Below are 16176 nucleotides of genomic sequence, written 5' to 3'. Positions count from 1 at the left end.
GCTTTGGACGTTTCTGCAATTAAATCATTGATTGAAGCGCAAGCGCTACAATCCGTTGGCAACGCATACGGAAATTCACCGACTGCATCACCAACAAGCTCAAACAATTTTTCAACGCTTCTTAATCAAGCCATTGGCACAAATACCAATGTTAACGCATCACAAACACTCGGTTTAACGAGCGGTTTAAACAACGTTGCTGCAACAACATCACAAACAGATTTATCATCTGCCTTTACACAACTGCTATCTGCTGCTAATCATTTTGCATCGACAGCTCAGCAATCCGGTGTCAATCTGTCATCGCTAGCAAATGTGTTAGGTGCGACAACTGCACTTTATAACGGTGCAACATCGGCCTACACACCCGCAACGGTACAGTCAGCGTATACGAATACAAACGCCGTAACACCGACAACAAAAACGGAACCATCAACAACGGATTCGATTGCTTCTACTTCATCAGGTCCAGCAACACAATACGATGCCATCATCAAAAAGGCATCCGTTACATACGGCATTCCTGAAAAAATGATTAAAGCGGTCATTAAACAAGAATCAAACTTTAACAATAACGCGACAAGTCATGTCGGCGCAGCAGGACTGATGCAATTAATGCCGGCAACAGCGCAATATCTTGGTGTCACGAATACGCGCGACCCTGAGCAAAACATTATGGCCGGCACAAAATACTTAAAACAAATGTATGATAAGTTTGGCAATTATAATTTAATGCTTGCTGCTTATAATGCTGGTCCCGGCAATGTTTCGAAATATGGCGGCATTCCACCATTCAATGAAACACAAAATTACGTTTCAAAAATCATGGCAACTTACAACGCTTAAAAACGAAGGAAAAGCTACCTTATCGGTACTTTTCCTTCGTTTTTTCTTCTTTCTTATTCACAGGCAATTGTCTATGCTTTATAGAAAATACCATTTGTTTGAGAAATTATGTACCTGTTGCTAAAATAGAATTACCGTTAAAGCAAAGGAGCATCTCATATGACTCAAAAACCGATTATTCCATACGAGGAAATTGGTGCTGAAAAACTTTCGGAGTTAATCGATTCTTTTTATTCGAAAGTAGCGAAAAATCCAAAGTTAACACCCATTTTCCCTGACGACTTAACAGAAACTGCCCGCAAACAGAAACAATTCCAAACACAATACTTAGGCGGGCCTAACATATACACAGAAGAGCATGGACACCCAATGATGCGCGCACGTCACATGCATTTTGAAATTACACCTGAGCGCGCGCAAGCATGGCTCGAATGCATGTATGAGGCAATGGATGAAGTCGGATTAGAAGGCAAATTCCGAGAAATTTATTACAAGCGTCTTGTATTAACTGCACATCATATGATCAATGCTGAGGATCCAAACGAGGAGGTATAAATCGTGGCAAATGTACAATTTATGACCGAACAAGTAGCACCAGCAACTACTTCCTTCAATAAGCCAATCGAACTTTATGTATTTGTGGACTTACTACACCCGGGCAGCTGGCAATTGCAATCAACAATCCGTCGCCTACAAGTGCGCTACGGTCATTATTTTACACTCCGTTTTATTTTAAGTACGGAGCTTGCATCGTTGAATACCGCTTGCCAACAACTTAATAGTTGCCCATCTGACGCTGAGTTAGTCGATGTGTCACATCCTGTATTGCCATCAATTGCTGTTAAAGCAGCTGAATTACAAGGAAAAAAAGCTGGCTATCGTTTCCTTATGAAACTACAAGAGTATGCGTTAATTAATGAAAAAAACGTCCGCTCTTGTTCAACATTAAATGAAATCGCCGAGCACTGTAATTTAGATATGATGGAATTCAAGTCCGACTTCCGCTCAATGGAAGCATCGCGCGCATTTCAAAGTGATTTGTGCGTCACGCGCGAAATGGAAGTAAATGAAGTTCCTAGCTTCGTATTTTTCAATGAAAATATTGAAGATGAAGGCTTAAAAGTATCTGGTGCTTATGATTTTGAAGTATATGAACATATTTTAGAAGAAATGGTTGAGGAACAATTGATTCCAACAAACCCACCAGATTTAGAGGTGTTATTTAAACGGTATCAAACATTATCGACAGAGGAAGTAGCAGCCATTTATGCAATCCCTGAAAAATTGGCTGAACGCGAATTGAAAAAGCGTATGCTACAGCAAAAGATTTCACGCGTTGCCTGTGATAGTATGTCACTGTGGCAGCTCAAATAAAAAACCTCGAGAGGACGAGCTCTCGAGGTTTTTTTATATGTTATAGCATTTTTTTACTAAAAAAATAAAATGAGTGACTCTACGAGAGGCACTCATTTTCACAAAGGGGATGGGAGAAATGTTCACGTTCAAACAAAGGGGTGTATGTTTGTTGTGATTTATTTCACGTCTATTACTTTAGCATGTAATCGTTGGTATAGCAACGTTTTTAAACCTTGTTCATAATTCAGACACAAAGAAACCGTTTACATTACATTGGCATTCACCAATCATTACTACTATAAATCATTCATATTTAATATAAACTCTATTTATACATAAAATTGTCAATAAGTTAATTTTCACAATTTTCTAGGTCTTTATTTTAGCATCTTTTTTTATGACTTAAATAGTCGTACTGTTATATTCGGTGCTGTTTAATTTAATTAAACAGCTTTCTGGACTTTTGCCGAACATAAAAAAACAGACCGCGTTTAAGCGGCCTGTTTTACACTTTATTTTTTCATTAATAATGCTTCGAGTTCTGCTAAACGCTCTTCAAATAAGTCGAATGCAGCTTGAATTGGTGCTGCTGATTCCATATCAACGCCTGCTGCACGTAAAACATTAATTGGCGTATCTGAGCAACCTGCTTTTAAGAAATTATTAATATAACGTTCTACTGCCGGCTGTCCTTCTTCAAGGATTTGTTTACTAAGGGCAATGGCCGCAGATTTACCAGTTGCATATTGATACACATAATAATTGTAGTAGAAATGCGGAATACGTGCCCATTCGCGGCCAATTTCCTCATCGATGACCATATCATCACCAAAGTATTGTTTGTTTAAATCATAATAAACCGTTGTCATCGACTCTGCTGTCAACGCTTCCCCACGCGCGTCCATTTCATGGATGATATGCTCAAATTCCGCAAACATTGTTTGGCGAATAATCGTGCTACGAACACCTTCTAACCAGTGATTTAATACATAAATGCGTAATTTTTCATCGTCAGCTGTTTGTAATAAATACTCTGTTAATAATTCCTCATTACATGTAGATGCTACTTCCGCTACGAAAATTGAGTAATCGCCATAAACGAACGGTTGGTTGTTACGCGTGAAATAACTGTGCACACTATGGCCAAATTCATGCACTAATGTGTATAAATTGTCCAAATTGTTTTGCCAGTTCATTAAAATGTAAGGATTTGTACCATATGTGCCTGATGAATACGCCCCGCTACGCTTGCCTTTTGTTTCGACAACATCGACCCAGCGATCTGCTAATGCTTGTTTTAAAATGGCTGTATACTCGTCACCCATCGTGCCAAGTGCTTTAATCATCGTCTGTGCGGCATCGTCATACGCAATTTCAAATTTGGCTTCTTTCACAAGTGGTGTGTAAATGTCCCACATATGCAGTTCATCGACGCCAAGCACTTTTTTGCGTAAGTCGATATATTTATGAAGCAATGGTAGGTTTTTATGAACCGTATCCAATAGTTGATCGTATACTTTTTCAGGAATTTGGTTGTTGCTAAGTGCGGAATGACGTGCGGAATCATATTTACGAATACGCGCTGAAACATTATGGCGTTTTACATTCCCTGTTAACGTTGTCGCAAACGTATTTAAAAACTTGCCATACGTTTCATACATTGCGCGGAAAGCACGTTCGCGCGTCGCACGGTCATCGCTATCTAAGAAATGAATATAATTGCCATGTGTTAATTGCACTTTTTCCCCGTGTTCATCTTCAACAATAGGGAATTCTAAATCTGCATTGTTCAACATACCAAATGTATTCGCAGAAGCACCCGTTACTTCACTCATTTGTGCTAATAACGCTTCTTGCTCCGCTGGTAATACGTGTGGACGTTGTTGTTTTAATTCATCTAATTCTACTTTATAAAGACGTAATGCTTCATTTTCTGCTAAATAGCCATCAACTACCGCTTCCTCTAACGCCAAAATTTCTGGTGTTAAGTAGGCAATACTTGTTGACGCTTTTGCTAGCAATGTTTTGCCGCGGCTATCCATCGCTTGATAGAAGCTATTTGTTGTATCTTGGTCGTAACGCATATGAGAATACGCATATAGGCGGCTTAAGCGTGCATATAGTTCATCGCGGTATTTAAATGCCGCAAGCATTGCCTCTGCCCCGTCTTTTAACGTCCCTTGATAGTCGCTTGCTTTGTCGCTTAATGCTTCGACTTCTTTATACTCTACATCCCACGCTTCATCTGTTGCGAAAATATCTTCAAGGCGCCATGTCTTTTCAACAGGTACCTCATCACGTGTAGGAATTTTCTTTGTTTCTGTCATAATAAAAGCCCTCCTATTATTTCGCATTCCTAAATAAATTTAGTTAGCTATATTTTCTCAATTATACCCCTTAAACGCAAGAAATTGACGATATAACAGTTCATTTTGCGATGCTTTTTGTGTGTGAAGCTGTTGTAAGAAATGTTCATAAGCATGCACTTTCGCTTTTGCGACGTCGTGATGCGCTAAAAACGCTTCGACACCGTGCGGAAAATAATCGTAATAATAAATAATTTGCCAATCGATTGCCGGCTCGTGTTCCGCTTCAAAGTCCGTTGGCACGCCAATCGCCTCTGGTAACGCAAGCAACGCTAACCTATGCTCATAAACGAAACGCAGTAGTACATCGTGCGTGCCTTTACGGTAGCGCATATAGTGCTGAATTAGCTTTCTGCGCTGTTCATACCAGAGCTGCATATAAAGCTCAAACTCGTCGCGACTCAGCTGACGCGCCGTCCGAAATGGCCACGTTTGATAGGTGCGCGGCAATACCGTTATTTTCGCTAAAAATTGCGTCGGCGTCATACCAACGAGCGCACTATAATAAATAAATTGTTCTGTTTGCGGATTGTAGGCAATGAAGGAACTGTTCGTTATATATTTTTGTAAATCATGTGACAAGGAAAGTATCGATAGGCCGTTTTCTTTCGGAGCGCTATAGGGGAGCCAAAGTGGGGTAAGGTTGATTGCACGATAGCCTGCATTGCGTTCGTCAAAGCGTTGCTGTGTTAAGCGGCTATATTGAAATTCTATCGCAAATTGTTCATATAAAATATCGGGACGTTGTTGGATTTGTGGCACGTAGGCTTCGAGTTGTGGCGTGCCAAATTGACTGAAGAAGTCATACAGTTGGCGTTTTGCTGCGAGATGCGTGGGCGTTTCGTTTTCAGAGAAGGCATGCGTGCAAGCGGTTTGTTTATGGTGTGCGAAATGAGGAATATTTTTAGTGCCAATTTTTAATTGGAGTCGTTGCTGACATGCTGGGCAATAATAGCGTTGTGTTTTGCGTGCCTGCCGAAGTTGTTCGCGGCTTGTTGCGGCGTCTAGTATGATGAACTGTTTTTTTTCATCATAGGCAACTAACATAAGCATCACCTCCTATTAATTGTAAAAAAATAACTATTAAAATGCAATAAAAAAACGAGACTAGTTTTCTAGCCTCGTTGGTCATTAAAAGTATTTGCGCACTGTATTTAAGGCATCTGTTGCCATAATCACATGTGCATATTCTTCTAATACATGAATCGTTGTATGTGCTTCTTTCGCACATTCTGTTACGACACTTAAGAAGTTTAAACGTTCATCTTTCTCCCCTTCTTCATCGAAGTGGATATATAAATAATATTTGCCGTCTTGTTCAAACAAACGATTATCGACATCATCAGTGTGCGCTAAACGCTCAGCTAGATGAATTAAGTCGTCAAAATCTTTTAATTCAAACACAAACTCAAATGTTGAATCGCCAAAGTTTTCTTCCAAGAAGTTATCCAGCTCTTTTGCATTTTGCTGATCCAAATCAAACAGACCTGGTAAACCTGGTGGTAACTTTCCTGGGCCAAATGGTAAGTCTTCTAAGCCTTCTTGTGTGAGTTTTGCAGTTGTAACTGTCAGTTCAAGACCGACTTCTTTCGCCACAACTTGAATCCACAGCGGGCCATCAATTTCAAATTGATCCTCTTCACTAATCTCATCCATCATAACCCAAAAGAGTTCCTCACCTTTATCGCGGTTATACCAGATTTCATCTTTTGTAAAACCTCGCTCTTCAATGTCTGTATAAGAAATGAAAAGTTTCAGTGTGTTTTCGTTAATACGTTCAATATCCATATTACACAACTCCTTTCGGTTACTTCTATAAGAAGATGTTGCATCAAGTATCTGCTTTCGAAGTATAGCTACCTCTATTGTAATTCCTTTTGCTTAAAAAAGAAAAGAAAAAGTTTCAAATGACCTTCTAAAGAAAAAAGCAGCTAGGAGCTGTTTCTCCTAGCTGCGATTTTAAAGACGTTTAGTTAACCATTTTTTGTGCTTCTTGTAATTGATAAGCGCGCACTTTACGAGGTAAGAAACGACGAATTTCATCTTCGTTGTAGCCAACTTGTAAACGTTTTTCATCTAAAATAATCGGACGACGTAAAAGGCCCGGATTTTCTTGAATTAACTCGTACAATTGATTTAAAGGTAATGTTTCTAAATCAACATTTAATTTTTGGAAGATTTTTGAGCGCGTTGAAATAATTTCATCGGTGCCATCTTCTGTCATACGTAAAATTTCTTTGATTTCACTAATGCTTAGTGGCTCGGCAAAAATATTACGTTCTGTATATGGAATTTCATGTTCTTCTAACCATGCTTTTGCTTTACGACATGAAGTACAACTTGGTGATGTAAATAATGTTACCATCATGTTCAAACACATCCTTTCAAAATGTGTAACCGAATTATTAAATTAGAATGACTCTAATCAAGAGGTCTAACCTCATTATACAACAACTTTATTACTTTGAATATAGGATATTCAAAATTATTTTATGTTCATTTTATAAGGCGACATATTTATTAAAAAAGTTTCTTTTTACCATTTTATAGGGCATTGAAAAATAAACTACGCTACTAATGTTCCCTGATTGCTAAGGCTTTAAACCCAATCCAACTCTTTTTCCATTCTCAATTAGCTTAATAAAAATGAAAATAATGCCTTGCTTTTTTATTTGTTTATTTGTAGTAATAGTTTCAATTTTCCCTATTGTACCGAATTTAATCTAAAATTTAATCCGTCGAACGGCTGATATGTGTACATGTTGTAATTTAAAAAAAGCTGTATTATAATGGCGTTACAGCCTCGCGCTGTCATATTAAAACGAAGACGAAGAGTAGTATATATAAAGAGCATACTTAGAGAGTCTGTGGCCGGTGTAAACAGATTATGCGTTATATAGAATGGACTTCCGAGTTAACTTAGTGAAATAAGTAGTACCTAAGTTCGTTCCTCGCGTTAAGAGGTAGAGTGGTCGATTTATCGACAAGCTTGGGTGGTACCGCGGATTTTAAACATCATTCGTCCCTTTTTAGAGGGAGCGTGATGTTTTTTTATTTTGAGGAGGAAACCCACAATGGCAAAACGTATTTTTTCTGGTGTACAACCAACAGGCGTCATCACTTTAGGTAACTATATTGGCGCAATCAAGCAATTCCCTGAGCTTCAAGACCAAGGCGATGCAATTTACTGTATCGTTGACCAACACGCGATTACCATTCAACAAGACCCTAAAGAGTTACGTGCGAACATTCGTAGCTTAGCGGCGATGTATATTGCAGTTGGTATTGATCCTGAGAAATCAATTTTATTTATCCAATCAGAAGTTCCAGCACACGCACAAGCAGGCTGGATGTTACAATGTGTTGCTTCTATTGGTGAATTAGAACGCATGACACAATTTAAAGATAAATCAGCAAAGGCTGCCGGTTCAAACGAATCTGTTCTAGCAGCACTTTTAACATACCCACCGCTAATGGCCGGCGATATTCTTCTATATAATACCGATATCGTTCCTGTCGGCGATGACCAAAAACAACATATTGAATTAACGCGCGACTTAGCGGAACGTTTCAATAAACGCTATAAAAAAACGTTCAAAATTCCAGATATCGCGTTATCTAAAGAAGGTCGCCGCATTAAATCATTACAAGACCCTACGAAAAAAATGTCTAAATCTGATGCGAATGCAAAAGCAACGATTCGTTTATTAGATACACCAAAACAAATTGAGAAAAAAATCAAGTCGGCTGTTACGGATTCAGAAGGTATCGTGCGCTATGATAAAGAAAATAAACCAGGCGTATCGAATTTAATCGACATCGAAGCAGCATTAACAAATTGCTCAACAGAAGAAGTTGTCGCAAAATACGACGGCAAAGGCTATGGCGACTTTAAAGCAGGCGTAGCACAAATTGTCGTAGAACATTTAGCACCGATTCAACAACGCTACAATGAATTAATCGACTCTGAAGAATTAGACCGTATTTTAGATGAAGGTGCTGATAAAGCAAACGCGATTGCAAATGCAACGATCCAACGCATGGAAGATGCAATGGGATTAGGTCGCGGCAGCCGCCATTAATTAATAGATGTAAAAAAGGCGTACGACATGGCGTTGACCTACTAAAATAGAATAGTGAAAAAAGACACTGCTAAAGTTGCTATACTATAGAAGTGTCTTTTTTCGTACAAAAAAACATTCGCCACTAGCAATGTGACGAATGTTAGAAGTCGCTTACGCTTCGTATTTTTTAAATAATAGTGTCGCATTATGTCCACCGAAACCGAATGAGTTGCTCAGTGCGTAATTAACGTTCATTTCACGTGCTTCGTTTGGCACGTAATCAAGGTCGCATTCTTCTGCTTGGTTCACAAGGTTAATTGTTGGTGGTACGATGCTTTCTTTAATCGCTAACGCCGAGAAGATGGCTTCGATACCACCAGCAGCACCTAGCATATGACCAGTCATTGATTTGGTTGAGCTTACTGCTAATTTTTTCGCGTGCTCACCAAATACATTGTTAATCGCTAACGTTTCAAGCATATCATTATAATATGTACTTGTACCATGGGCATTAATATAGTCAACGGCTGCTGGTTCGATACCGGCATCATTTAATGCTTGTTGCATTGAGCGCATTGCACCGCTACCATCTTGAGCGGGTGCCGTAATATGATACGCATCACCTGATGCTCCGTATCCTACAACTTCCGCATAGATTTTCGCACCGCGCGCTAAAGCATGCTCAAGCTCTTCAAGCACAACAATGCCTGCACCTTCTGCGATAACGAAACCATCGCGGTCTTTATCGAATGGACGACTTGCTGTTTGTGGGTCTGGATTTGTTGATAGTGCTGTGTTTGAGCAGAAACCTGCAACAGCTAATTCCGTAATAGGTGCTTCTGTACCACCTGTAATCATCGCTACAGCATCGCCGCGTTGGATGACTTTAAAGGCATCACCGATTGAGTTTGTGCCCGTTGCACAAGCTGTTACGGTACATGTGTTAATTCCTTTAGCACCTAGTAAAATCGATACTTGACCTGCTGCCATATCCGGAATCATCATCGGAACGAAAAATGGACTTACACGACGTGGCCCTTTTTCCGTTAAGTTTTTGTATTGTTGTTCAAATGTTTCCATACCACCAATACCAGAGCCTAACCATACGCCGATATCTGCTGCATTGTCATCTGTAATTTCAAGCGCTGCATCGTCTACTGCTTCTTTTGCGGCTGCAATCGCATAATGTGTAAAGCGGTCCATTTTGCGGGCATCTTTTTTCGACACATATTGCTCAATATCAAAATCTTTTACTTGTGCCGCTACTTTCGCATTGAATTTTTCGGCATCAATACGCGTTAATGGCCCAACACCTGATTGACCATTTTTAACTGCATTCCAGCTATCTACTACATTATTACCTACAGGTGTTACGGCACCCATCCCTGTAATTACTACACGTTTTTTCGTCATTTCGTTCCCCACTTTCATGTTATTTCCCCCATTTCAGTGCGATGGCACCCCACGTTAAGCCGCCACCAAAGCCAACTAAAACAAGTAAATCATCGTCTTTAATTTTACCATTTTCTAACTCTTCAACTAAAGCGTTACCAATGGATGCTGCTGAAGTATTGCCGTATTTCGCAATGACAGAGGACATTTTTTCTTCTGGTAAACCAAGGCGTTCACGTGCCGAATTCATAATGCGAATATTTGCTTGGTGTGGAATTAATAAATCGACATCTTCTTTTTGTAAGCCAGCTTGTTCAACAACCTTCAACGCTGACTCACCCATTTGACGAACTGCAAATTTAAACACTTCGCGACCATTCATAACGATATGTTGGTTTTCGTCTTCATATAAATATTTAGCGCCAGCGCCTTTTGCGCCTAAATCAAATGATAAAATACCACGACCGTCTGATACTTTACCCATCACAGCAGCACAAGCACCATCACCAAATAATACGGCTGTATTACGGTCTGACCAGTCTGTAATTTTCGACAATTTTTCAACGCCGACAACTAACACATAGTCATATGTATTTGTTGCAATAAATTGCTGCGCCGTAATCGCACCATACATGAAACCAGCACATGCCGCTGAAATGTCCATTGCTGCCGCATTTGTTGCACCTAGTTTATGTTGCAACATACATGCTACAGATGGGAAAGGCTGATCTGGCGTTACCGTCGCAACTAAAATCAAGCCAATTTGCTCTGGAGAAATCCCCGCATGTTCAATTGCTTGTTTTGCTGCCTCGTAGGCCATATCTGACGTATTCACATCATCGCCCGCAATACGGCGTTCTTCAATGCCTGTACGTGTACGAATCCATTCATCATTTGTATCAACGATTTTTTCTAAGTCAAAGTTCGTCACGACTTTTTCTGGTACATAACGCCCTACACCAATAAACCCTGCGTTCATAACGTAACCACCTTTATAATCAAATATTAGTATCTGGTCATAATTATAGATAATAAGACTAAAAATTGCAACTATAGAAATACGAACAATGGAAAATCGCCTTTATTTATTCAAAAACAGTATTTCAATGCTTAATGTAGTTATGGTATGATAAGACAGATAGAATAGTAACTTAGAGGTGAAAACAAAATCATGAGATACATTTTCTTAGTAATCTGGTCAGTCATCTTAGTATCTGTATTGAACTACGTAGTTAGCGCAATCAACCAAGGTACTCCAGACTGGAACCAAGGCTTCATCATGTCATTAGTATTCGCTGTATTATTAATCATCATTGATGCCGTAATTCCAAGCGAATCGCCAAAAGCAATCGGTCGCGAAGACCACTAATTAGAAGTCTCGACATTTGTCGAGGCTTTTTACTTTAAAAAAGATGGACTTGCCACAATAAGGCGCGTCCATCTTTTTTTGTGGCACAAAAAAGGAGCTGCATGAAGATGCAGCTCCTTTCCTTATTATGCTGTTACATTGTCAACGCGTACAGTCGCTTCGCCGTTGTCCAAGTATACGGTCATCGTCGCCCCTGGTAACGTATCACCGCGTAATAATTCACGCGCCACAACCGTTTCTACATGGCGTTGGATAAAGCGACGTAGTGGACGCGCACCAAATGCCGGATCGACGCCCTCTTTTGCAATCCACTCTAACACGCCTGGTTCAATCACTAAATTGATTTCTTGCGATGCTAAACGTTTTCGTAATGATTGTAAATATTTATCGGCAATTTTCACGAAATGCTCTCCTGATAATGAATGGAACATGACGATATCGTCCAAACGGTTTAAGAGCTCTGGTTTGAAATGTTGTTTCAATTCAGCCATCACTAAATCCTCGGTCGCATGTTCATTCGATTCATTCATTTCAAGTAAATAATGTGAACCTAAGTTTGATGTCATGATGACTACAGTATTTGTAAAGTTCACCGTACGTCCTTGGCCATCTGTAATACGACCATCATCTAAAATTTGCAGTAAAATATTCGCAACATCTGGATGTGCTTTTTCGATTTCATCAAGTAATACGACCGCATACGGATTACGACGAATTTGCTCAGTCAATTGACCGCCTTCTTCATAACCGATATAGCCAGGAGGCGCTCCAACTAAACGAGAAACGCTATGTTTTTCCATATACTCACTCATATCAATACGCACAAAGTGGTCCTCTGAATCGAATAATTGTTCAGCTAACGCTTTTGCTAATTCCGTTTTACCGACACCAGTTGGCCCTAAGAATAAGAACGAACCAATTGGTTTATTCGGATCTTGAATACCAGCGCGCGCACGCCATACCGCTTCCGTTACTAATTTCACCGCATCGTCTTGGCCAACGACACGATTGTGTAAAATATCGCCAAGTGCCAGTAATTTTTCACGTTCACTTTGGAGCATTTTTGTTACCGGTACGCCTGTCCAGCGAGAGACAATTGCAGCAATTTCATCAGATGTCACATCTTCACGTAATAAACGTGTATCACCTGATTCTGTTAATTTTCGCTCTAGTTCTTCTAATTCTTTTTTCAGTTGTGGAATTTCACCGTGACGCAATACCGCCGCTTTATTTAAATCATATTCGGCTTCTGCTTTTTCTAATTCGCTACGTTTTTTATCAAGTAATTCTCGTTTCGCTTGGATATGTTGTAACGCGTGTTTTTCACTATCCCATTGTGATTTCATTGACGCTGAAGAATCTTTTAATTGTTGTAATTCCTCACGTAAATTTTTCAAGCGTTTTTCAGAAGCTGCATCCGTTTCTTTCATCAATGCTTGTTCTTCAATTTCAAGCTGCATTTGGCGACGCGTTACTTCGTCTAACTCTTGTGGCATCGAATCGATTTCTGTACGAATCATTGCACAAGCTTCATCGATTAAATCAATCGCTTTATCTGGTAAGAAACGCTCGGTTAAATAGCGATTTGACAGTTCCGCTGCCGCTACAATCGCGCGGTCATGAATTTTAACAGCGTGGTGCAATTCAAAGCGCTCTTTTAAGCCACGTAAAATCGAAATTGTATCCTCAACAGATGGTTCACGTACAAGTACTTGTTGGAAACGACGTTCAAGTGCAGGGTCTTTTTCAATATTCGTGCGATACTCATCTAATGTTGTCGCACCAATACAATGCAGTTCACCGCGTGCAAGCATCGGTTTTAGCATATTGCCGGCATCCATTGAACCTTCTGTTTTCCCAGCGCCAACGATTGTATGAATTTCATCGATAAATAAAATAATGCGACCTTCTGCTTCCTTTACTTGTTTTAATACGCCTTGTAAACGCTCTTCAAATTGGCCACGGTAACTTGCACCAGCAATCAGCGCACTCATATCAAGCTCGTAAATTTCATGGTCTTTTAAACCTTCCGGCACGTCGCCTTTAACGATACGTTGTGCTAATCCTTCAACAATCGCCGTTTTACCAACACCAGGTTCACCAATTAATACCGGGTTGTTTTTTGTTTTACGAGAGAGAATACGGATGACATTACGGATTTCTTCGTCACGTCCAATAACCGGATCCAACTTGCCTGCTTTTACAGTTTCATTTAAATTACGTCCATATGTTTCTAACGGATTTTTCTCTTGTTCATTGTTCATGTTCATTTGCATATAATTTCCCACTCCTTCATCGGATGTAGTTCGTCAAAGTATTATTTGACCTTCTTTGACCTTTCGATTAATTTCATTATAGTCTCGTTGTTTCTAAAATTCAACTGATATGTTTGACCTTTTTTGACTTTTTGTTTCTGCCTTATTCTACGAACTTAAATGCAATTGGTTTCATTTTTCTATTCCCTTTTTTCACGACAAATGTATGAACTTTTTTTGAATGAAAAAAGGCTCGGCTATGGCCGAACCTTGTTCCTTAATGAATCGTCTGAAATGTTTTATTTTTCAGTTCAAGGACAACATCACATGCACTAGCAATTTCACGCTCATGCGTAATGACGATGACGCATTTTTGCTGTTCATGTGCCAGCTCCGAAAACAACTTAATGATTTCTTGTGAATTTTGTTCATCCAAATTGCCTGTCGGTTCATCTGCTACAACGAGCTGCGCATCACAACACATTGCGCGAACAATCGCCACGCGTTGCTGCTGACCACCAGACAAATGTTGAACATTTTTCTTTGCTATGTCTTCGGTAATCCCAACGCGTGAAAGCATATCAAGTGCATAAGATTTACGGTCGCTACGCTGTGAATTAGTAATTTCGAGTGCTGCTAAAATATTATCAACGGCTGACATATAAGGTAGTAAATTATACGACTGAAAAACAATTGACACATATTTGTTGCGATACGCTGTCAAACCGATTTTGGTCATCGATTTACCATCGTACAAAATCTCACCTTTCTTTGGAACATCAAGCCCCGCAATCAGCGATAAGAAGGTCGTTTTACCAGAGCCTGATGAGCCGAGTATGCCATAAAGCTTACCGTTATCAAATGTTAAATTAATATCTTCATAAAGCGCATCATTTTTTGTTTGGTACCAATAGTTCACGTCTTTTACTTCTAACATTTGCAAATCCTCCTATGAGATTAAAATTTTCTTCGGCTTCATACGCATAATCCCGATCGATGCAATGAGCACTGCAAGGAAACTAATACCTAGACCGAAGCCACCTAGTTCCATTAATTCTTTGATTGATAACGTAATGTCTAAATCGCTAATTTGCTGTTGCATATCGGTTGCTTGTGCATTGCCGCCCATTCCCGGACCGCCGCTTGGCATATTAGAGGGTGCCTGACCGCCGCCAGGGCCTTGCTGTGCACTAGACGTGGCATCGCTCGTTTGTGTCGTCGTTTGTTGCTCAATTAGCTGCTTGCCGACTGCATTGCCGACAAATTGACCGCTAACACCTGCAACGACTAAGGCAAGCGCTAATACAAAAATAAGTTCTGCAAAAAATTGTGCAATGATTTTACTACGTTTTTCACCTAACGACATCAACACGCCGATTTCGTATTTACGTTCGCGAATCGTCAGCATAACAATTAGCGCTAGGATGACCGTCCCTGCAATAGCTACTAACAAGACAATTTTATTGGCAAAACTTTTGACGTTATCGAGTGGCTGCACCATTTGTTGATACTGTTGATCATTTGTTGTTAATGAATACGTGTCTGTATCTAAGCCGGTTGCTGTCGCTGCTTTGACAAAGGCCGGCATTTTTTCTGGGTCCGTTACGTGGAATACGACGGAATCTGCCGTATTTTTGTAGTCGCTTCCTTTTACTTTATTCGCAAAAGTATAGGATGTATAAATCGTATTGTACGGATTAAGTGACGCCATTTGCATACTGCGCGAATCCGTTGATTCAGTTGATTTATAAATGCCGACAATGTTTAATTTATACGTTTTATCGTCGCGTTCAATTTTAATCGTATCACCGACTGTGAGGTCATTTGCTTGTGCTAAAGTTGTTTCAATAACAGCTTTATTTGAATCCATGTCCTCATTGGTAATCCCAACACCATCGATTATTTCAGCAGTACCACCTTTAAATGATGTTGTAGTAGCTGTCGCATTTGTACCAGAAATTGAAATATCACCTTGTGAGGTCATTTGCGGCATTTTCATACCACTTGGAGCGCTTTGCTCACTAGTATTAGATGACTCCTCAGACGAAATAGCTTCAAATGATTTCGCATCGACCGTTGTTGTAGATGACATTGTATAATACGATAAATTATTTAGTGCCGTGATTTTTTCGACATCATCTAAATCGACTGGTGTTAGATTAAAACTTCCAGGATCTGGTCGTTGTCCTTCGTTACTATTTTTTTGCATGTCTTTCATCGCATTTTCCATATTGGCTGATAATGTGACTGTTGCTCCCATGCTTTTCTTCGCATTTTCGGCGGCTGTTAGTGACGCACTTTGAATCGTTAAGCCGGCTAAAATAAAAATTAAAATCGCTGAGAACACAAACGTCAGTAGTAATGATCGACCGACTTTTGCTTTTGTGCTATAAAAAGCACGCTTTAAAAAGTTCATGGCATTTCCTCCTATAATTAACCTGTAGTCACATATGGGCGCTCATATTTACGTGTGCTGTTGTTTACATTTGCTAGTATAGGAGCCTTTTGCGTCAGAAATATGTCAACAC

At 39.7% G+C, this 16176-nt stretch carries 14 protein-coding genes and 1 other annotated feature; of the genes, 5 read left to right on the top strand and 9 right to left on the bottom strand.

Going from position 1 to position 16176, the window contains the following annotated elements; all coding sequences use genetic code 11:
• Nucleotides 1–3: 3 nt before the first annotated feature.
• The 3 genes from V514_RS0102120 (at nucleotide 4) to V514_RS0102110 (ending at nucleotide 2220) form a co-directional block, all read left to right on the top strand.
• A complete protein-coding gene (locus V514_RS0102120; protein ID WP_029498037.1) occupies nucleotides 4–846 on the top strand; it encodes a lytic transglycosylase domain-containing protein in 843 nt (280 codons plus the stop codon).
• Nucleotides 847–1005: 159 nt separating this feature from the next.
• Nucleotides 1006–1401, top strand: coding sequence for a globin domain-containing protein (locus V514_RS0102115; RefSeq protein ID WP_029498036.1), 396 nt, complete (start codon nucleotides 1006–1008; stop codon nucleotides 1399–1401).
• 3 nt (nucleotides 1402–1404) lie between these two features.
• Nucleotides 1405–2220 (top strand): DsbA family protein, encoded by an 816-nt coding sequence (locus V514_RS0102110; RefSeq protein WP_029498034.1) that lies wholly within the window; start codon nucleotides 1405–1407, stop codon nucleotides 2218–2220.
• A gap of 494 nt (nucleotides 2221–2714) precedes the next feature.
• Here V514_RS0102110 and pepF read toward each other — a convergent pair whose 3' ends face one another.
• The 4 genes from pepF to spxA all read right to left on the bottom strand — a co-directional run bounded on the left by pepF (nucleotide 2715) and on the right by spxA (nucleotide 6933).
• Nucleotides 2715–4529, bottom strand: a complete 1815-nt coding sequence (gene pepF, locus V514_RS0102105) for an oligoendopeptidase F (protein WP_035944165.1) — start codon at nucleotides 4527–4529, stop codon at nucleotides 2715–2717.
• 57 nt (nucleotides 4530–4586) lie between these two features.
• On the bottom strand, nucleotides 4587–5615 hold the full coding sequence (locus tag V514_RS0102100) for a competence protein CoiA (RefSeq protein ID WP_029498032.1): 1029 nt from the start codon (nucleotides 5613–5615) through the stop codon (nucleotides 4587–4589).
• Between the two features lie 84 nt (nucleotides 5616–5699).
• Nucleotides 5700–6356, bottom strand: coding sequence for an adaptor protein MecA (gene mecA / locus V514_RS0102095; protein ID WP_029498031.1), 657 nt, complete (start codon nucleotides 6354–6356; stop codon nucleotides 5700–5702).
• A gap of 181 nt (nucleotides 6357–6537) precedes the next feature.
• Nucleotides 6538–6933 (bottom strand): transcriptional regulator SpxA, encoded by a 396-nt coding sequence (gene spxA / locus V514_RS0102090; protein WP_010302045.1) that lies wholly within the window; start codon nucleotides 6931–6933, stop codon nucleotides 6538–6540.
• 450 nt (nucleotides 6934–7383) lie between these two features.
• Nucleotides 7384–7598: a binding site (T-box leader), on the top strand.
• Between the two features lie 44 nt (nucleotides 7599–7642).
• Here spxA and trpS point away from each other — a divergent pair.
• On the top strand, nucleotides 7643–8650 hold the full coding sequence (trpS, locus tag V514_RS0102085; RefSeq protein WP_029498030.1) for a tryptophan--tRNA ligase: 1008 nt from the start codon (nucleotides 7643–7645) through the stop codon (nucleotides 8648–8650).
• Nucleotides 8651–8803: 153 nt separating this feature from the next.
• Here the strand turns inward: trpS and fabF are convergent, their stop codons facing one another.
• Both fabF and V514_RS0102075 read right to left on the bottom strand, forming a co-directional pair.
• On the bottom strand, nucleotides 8804–10045 hold the full coding sequence (gene fabF, locus V514_RS0102080) for a beta-ketoacyl-ACP synthase II (protein WP_029498029.1): 1242 nt from the start codon (nucleotides 10043–10045) through the stop codon (nucleotides 8804–8806).
• A gap of 19 nt (nucleotides 10046–10064) precedes the next feature.
• Nucleotides 10065–11003 (bottom strand): beta-ketoacyl-ACP synthase III, encoded by a 939-nt coding sequence (locus V514_RS0102075; protein WP_029498028.1) that lies wholly within the window; start codon nucleotides 11001–11003, stop codon nucleotides 10065–10067.
• A gap of 192 nt (nucleotides 11004–11195) precedes the next feature.
• On the opposite strand from V514_RS0102075, the gene V514_RS0102070 reads away from it, so the two are divergent.
• Nucleotides 11196–11393, top strand: coding sequence for a YjzD family protein (locus tag V514_RS0102070; RefSeq protein ID WP_029498027.1), 198 nt, complete (start codon nucleotides 11196–11198; stop codon nucleotides 11391–11393).
• 125 nt (nucleotides 11394–11518) lie between these two features.
• Here V514_RS0102070 and V514_RS18725 read toward each other — a convergent pair whose 3' ends face one another.
• The 3 genes from V514_RS18725 to V514_RS0102055 form a co-directional block, all read right to left on the bottom strand.
• Entirely contained in the window at nucleotides 11519–13669 is a 2151-nt protein-coding gene (locus V514_RS18725) for an ATP-dependent Clp protease ATP-binding subunit (protein WP_081714980.1), read from the bottom strand.
• A 256-nt stretch (nucleotides 13670–13925) separates the two neighbouring features.
• Nucleotides 13926–14585, bottom strand: a complete 660-nt coding sequence (locus V514_RS0102060; protein WP_029498026.1) for an ABC transporter ATP-binding protein — start codon at nucleotides 14583–14585, stop codon at nucleotides 13926–13928.
• 12 nt (nucleotides 14586–14597) lie between these two features.
• Nucleotides 14598–16064 carry an ABC transporter permease gene (locus V514_RS0102055; protein WP_029498025.1) on the bottom strand — a complete coding sequence of 489 codons (1467 nt, stop codon included), beginning with the start codon at nucleotides 16062–16064 and terminating at the stop codon, nucleotides 14598–14600.
• Nucleotides 16065–16176: the final 112 nt, after the last annotated feature.

Origin of the sequence: Kurthia huakuii LAM0618 (genome assembly GCF_000505545.1) — a bacterium.
Classification (GTDB): domain Bacteria; phylum Bacillota; class Bacilli; order Bacillales_A; family Planococcaceae; genus Kurthia; species Kurthia huakuii.
The sequence above is the reverse complement of the archived record's forward strand: the minus strand, read 5'-3'. Positions and strand labels throughout refer to the sequence as shown.

Excerpts from the sequence above, each read along its gene's own strand:
- spxA (WP_010302045.1), bottom strand. The coding sequence starts at position 6,933 with ATGGTAACATTATTTACATCACCAAGTTGTACTTCATGTCGTAAAGCA.
- V514_RS0102060 (WP_029498026.1), bottom strand. The coding sequence starts at position 14,585 with ATGTTAGAAGTAAAAGACGTGAACTATTGGTACCAAACAAAAAATGAT.
- V514_RS18725 (WP_081714980.1), bottom strand. The coding sequence starts at position 13,669 with ATGCAAATGAACATGAACAATGAACAAGAGAAAAATCCGTTAGAAACA.
- mecA (WP_029498031.1), bottom strand. The coding sequence starts at position 6,356 with ATGGATATTGAACGTATTAACGAAAACACACTGAAACTTTTCATTTCT.
- V514_RS0102115 (WP_029498036.1), top strand. The coding sequence starts at position 1,006 with ATGACTCAAAAACCGATTATTCCATACGAGGAAATTGGTGCTGAAAAA.
- V514_RS0102055 (WP_029498025.1), bottom strand. The coding sequence starts at position 16,064 with ATGAACTTTTTAAAGCGTGCTTTTTATAGCACAAAAGCAAAAGTCGGT.
- trpS (WP_029498030.1), top strand. The coding sequence starts at position 7,643 with ATGGCAAAACGTATTTTTTCTGGTGTACAACCAACAGGCGTCATCACT.
- V514_RS0102070 (WP_029498027.1), top strand. The coding sequence starts at position 11,196 with ATGAGATACATTTTCTTAGTAATCTGGTCAGTCATCTTAGTATCTGTA.
- V514_RS0102100 (WP_029498032.1), bottom strand. The coding sequence starts at position 5,615 with ATGTTAGTTGCCTATGATGAAAAAAAACAGTTCATCATACTAGACGCC.
- fabF (WP_029498029.1), bottom strand. The coding sequence starts at position 10,045 with ATGACGAAAAAACGTGTAGTAATTACAGGGATGGGTGCCGTAACACCT.
- V514_RS0102075 (WP_029498028.1), bottom strand. The coding sequence starts at position 11,003 with ATGAACGCAGGGTTTATTGGTGTAGGGCGTTATGTACCAGAAAAAGTC.
- pepF (WP_035944165.1), bottom strand. The coding sequence starts at position 4,529 with ATGACAGAAACAAAGAAAATTCCTACACGTGATGAGGTACCTGTTGAA.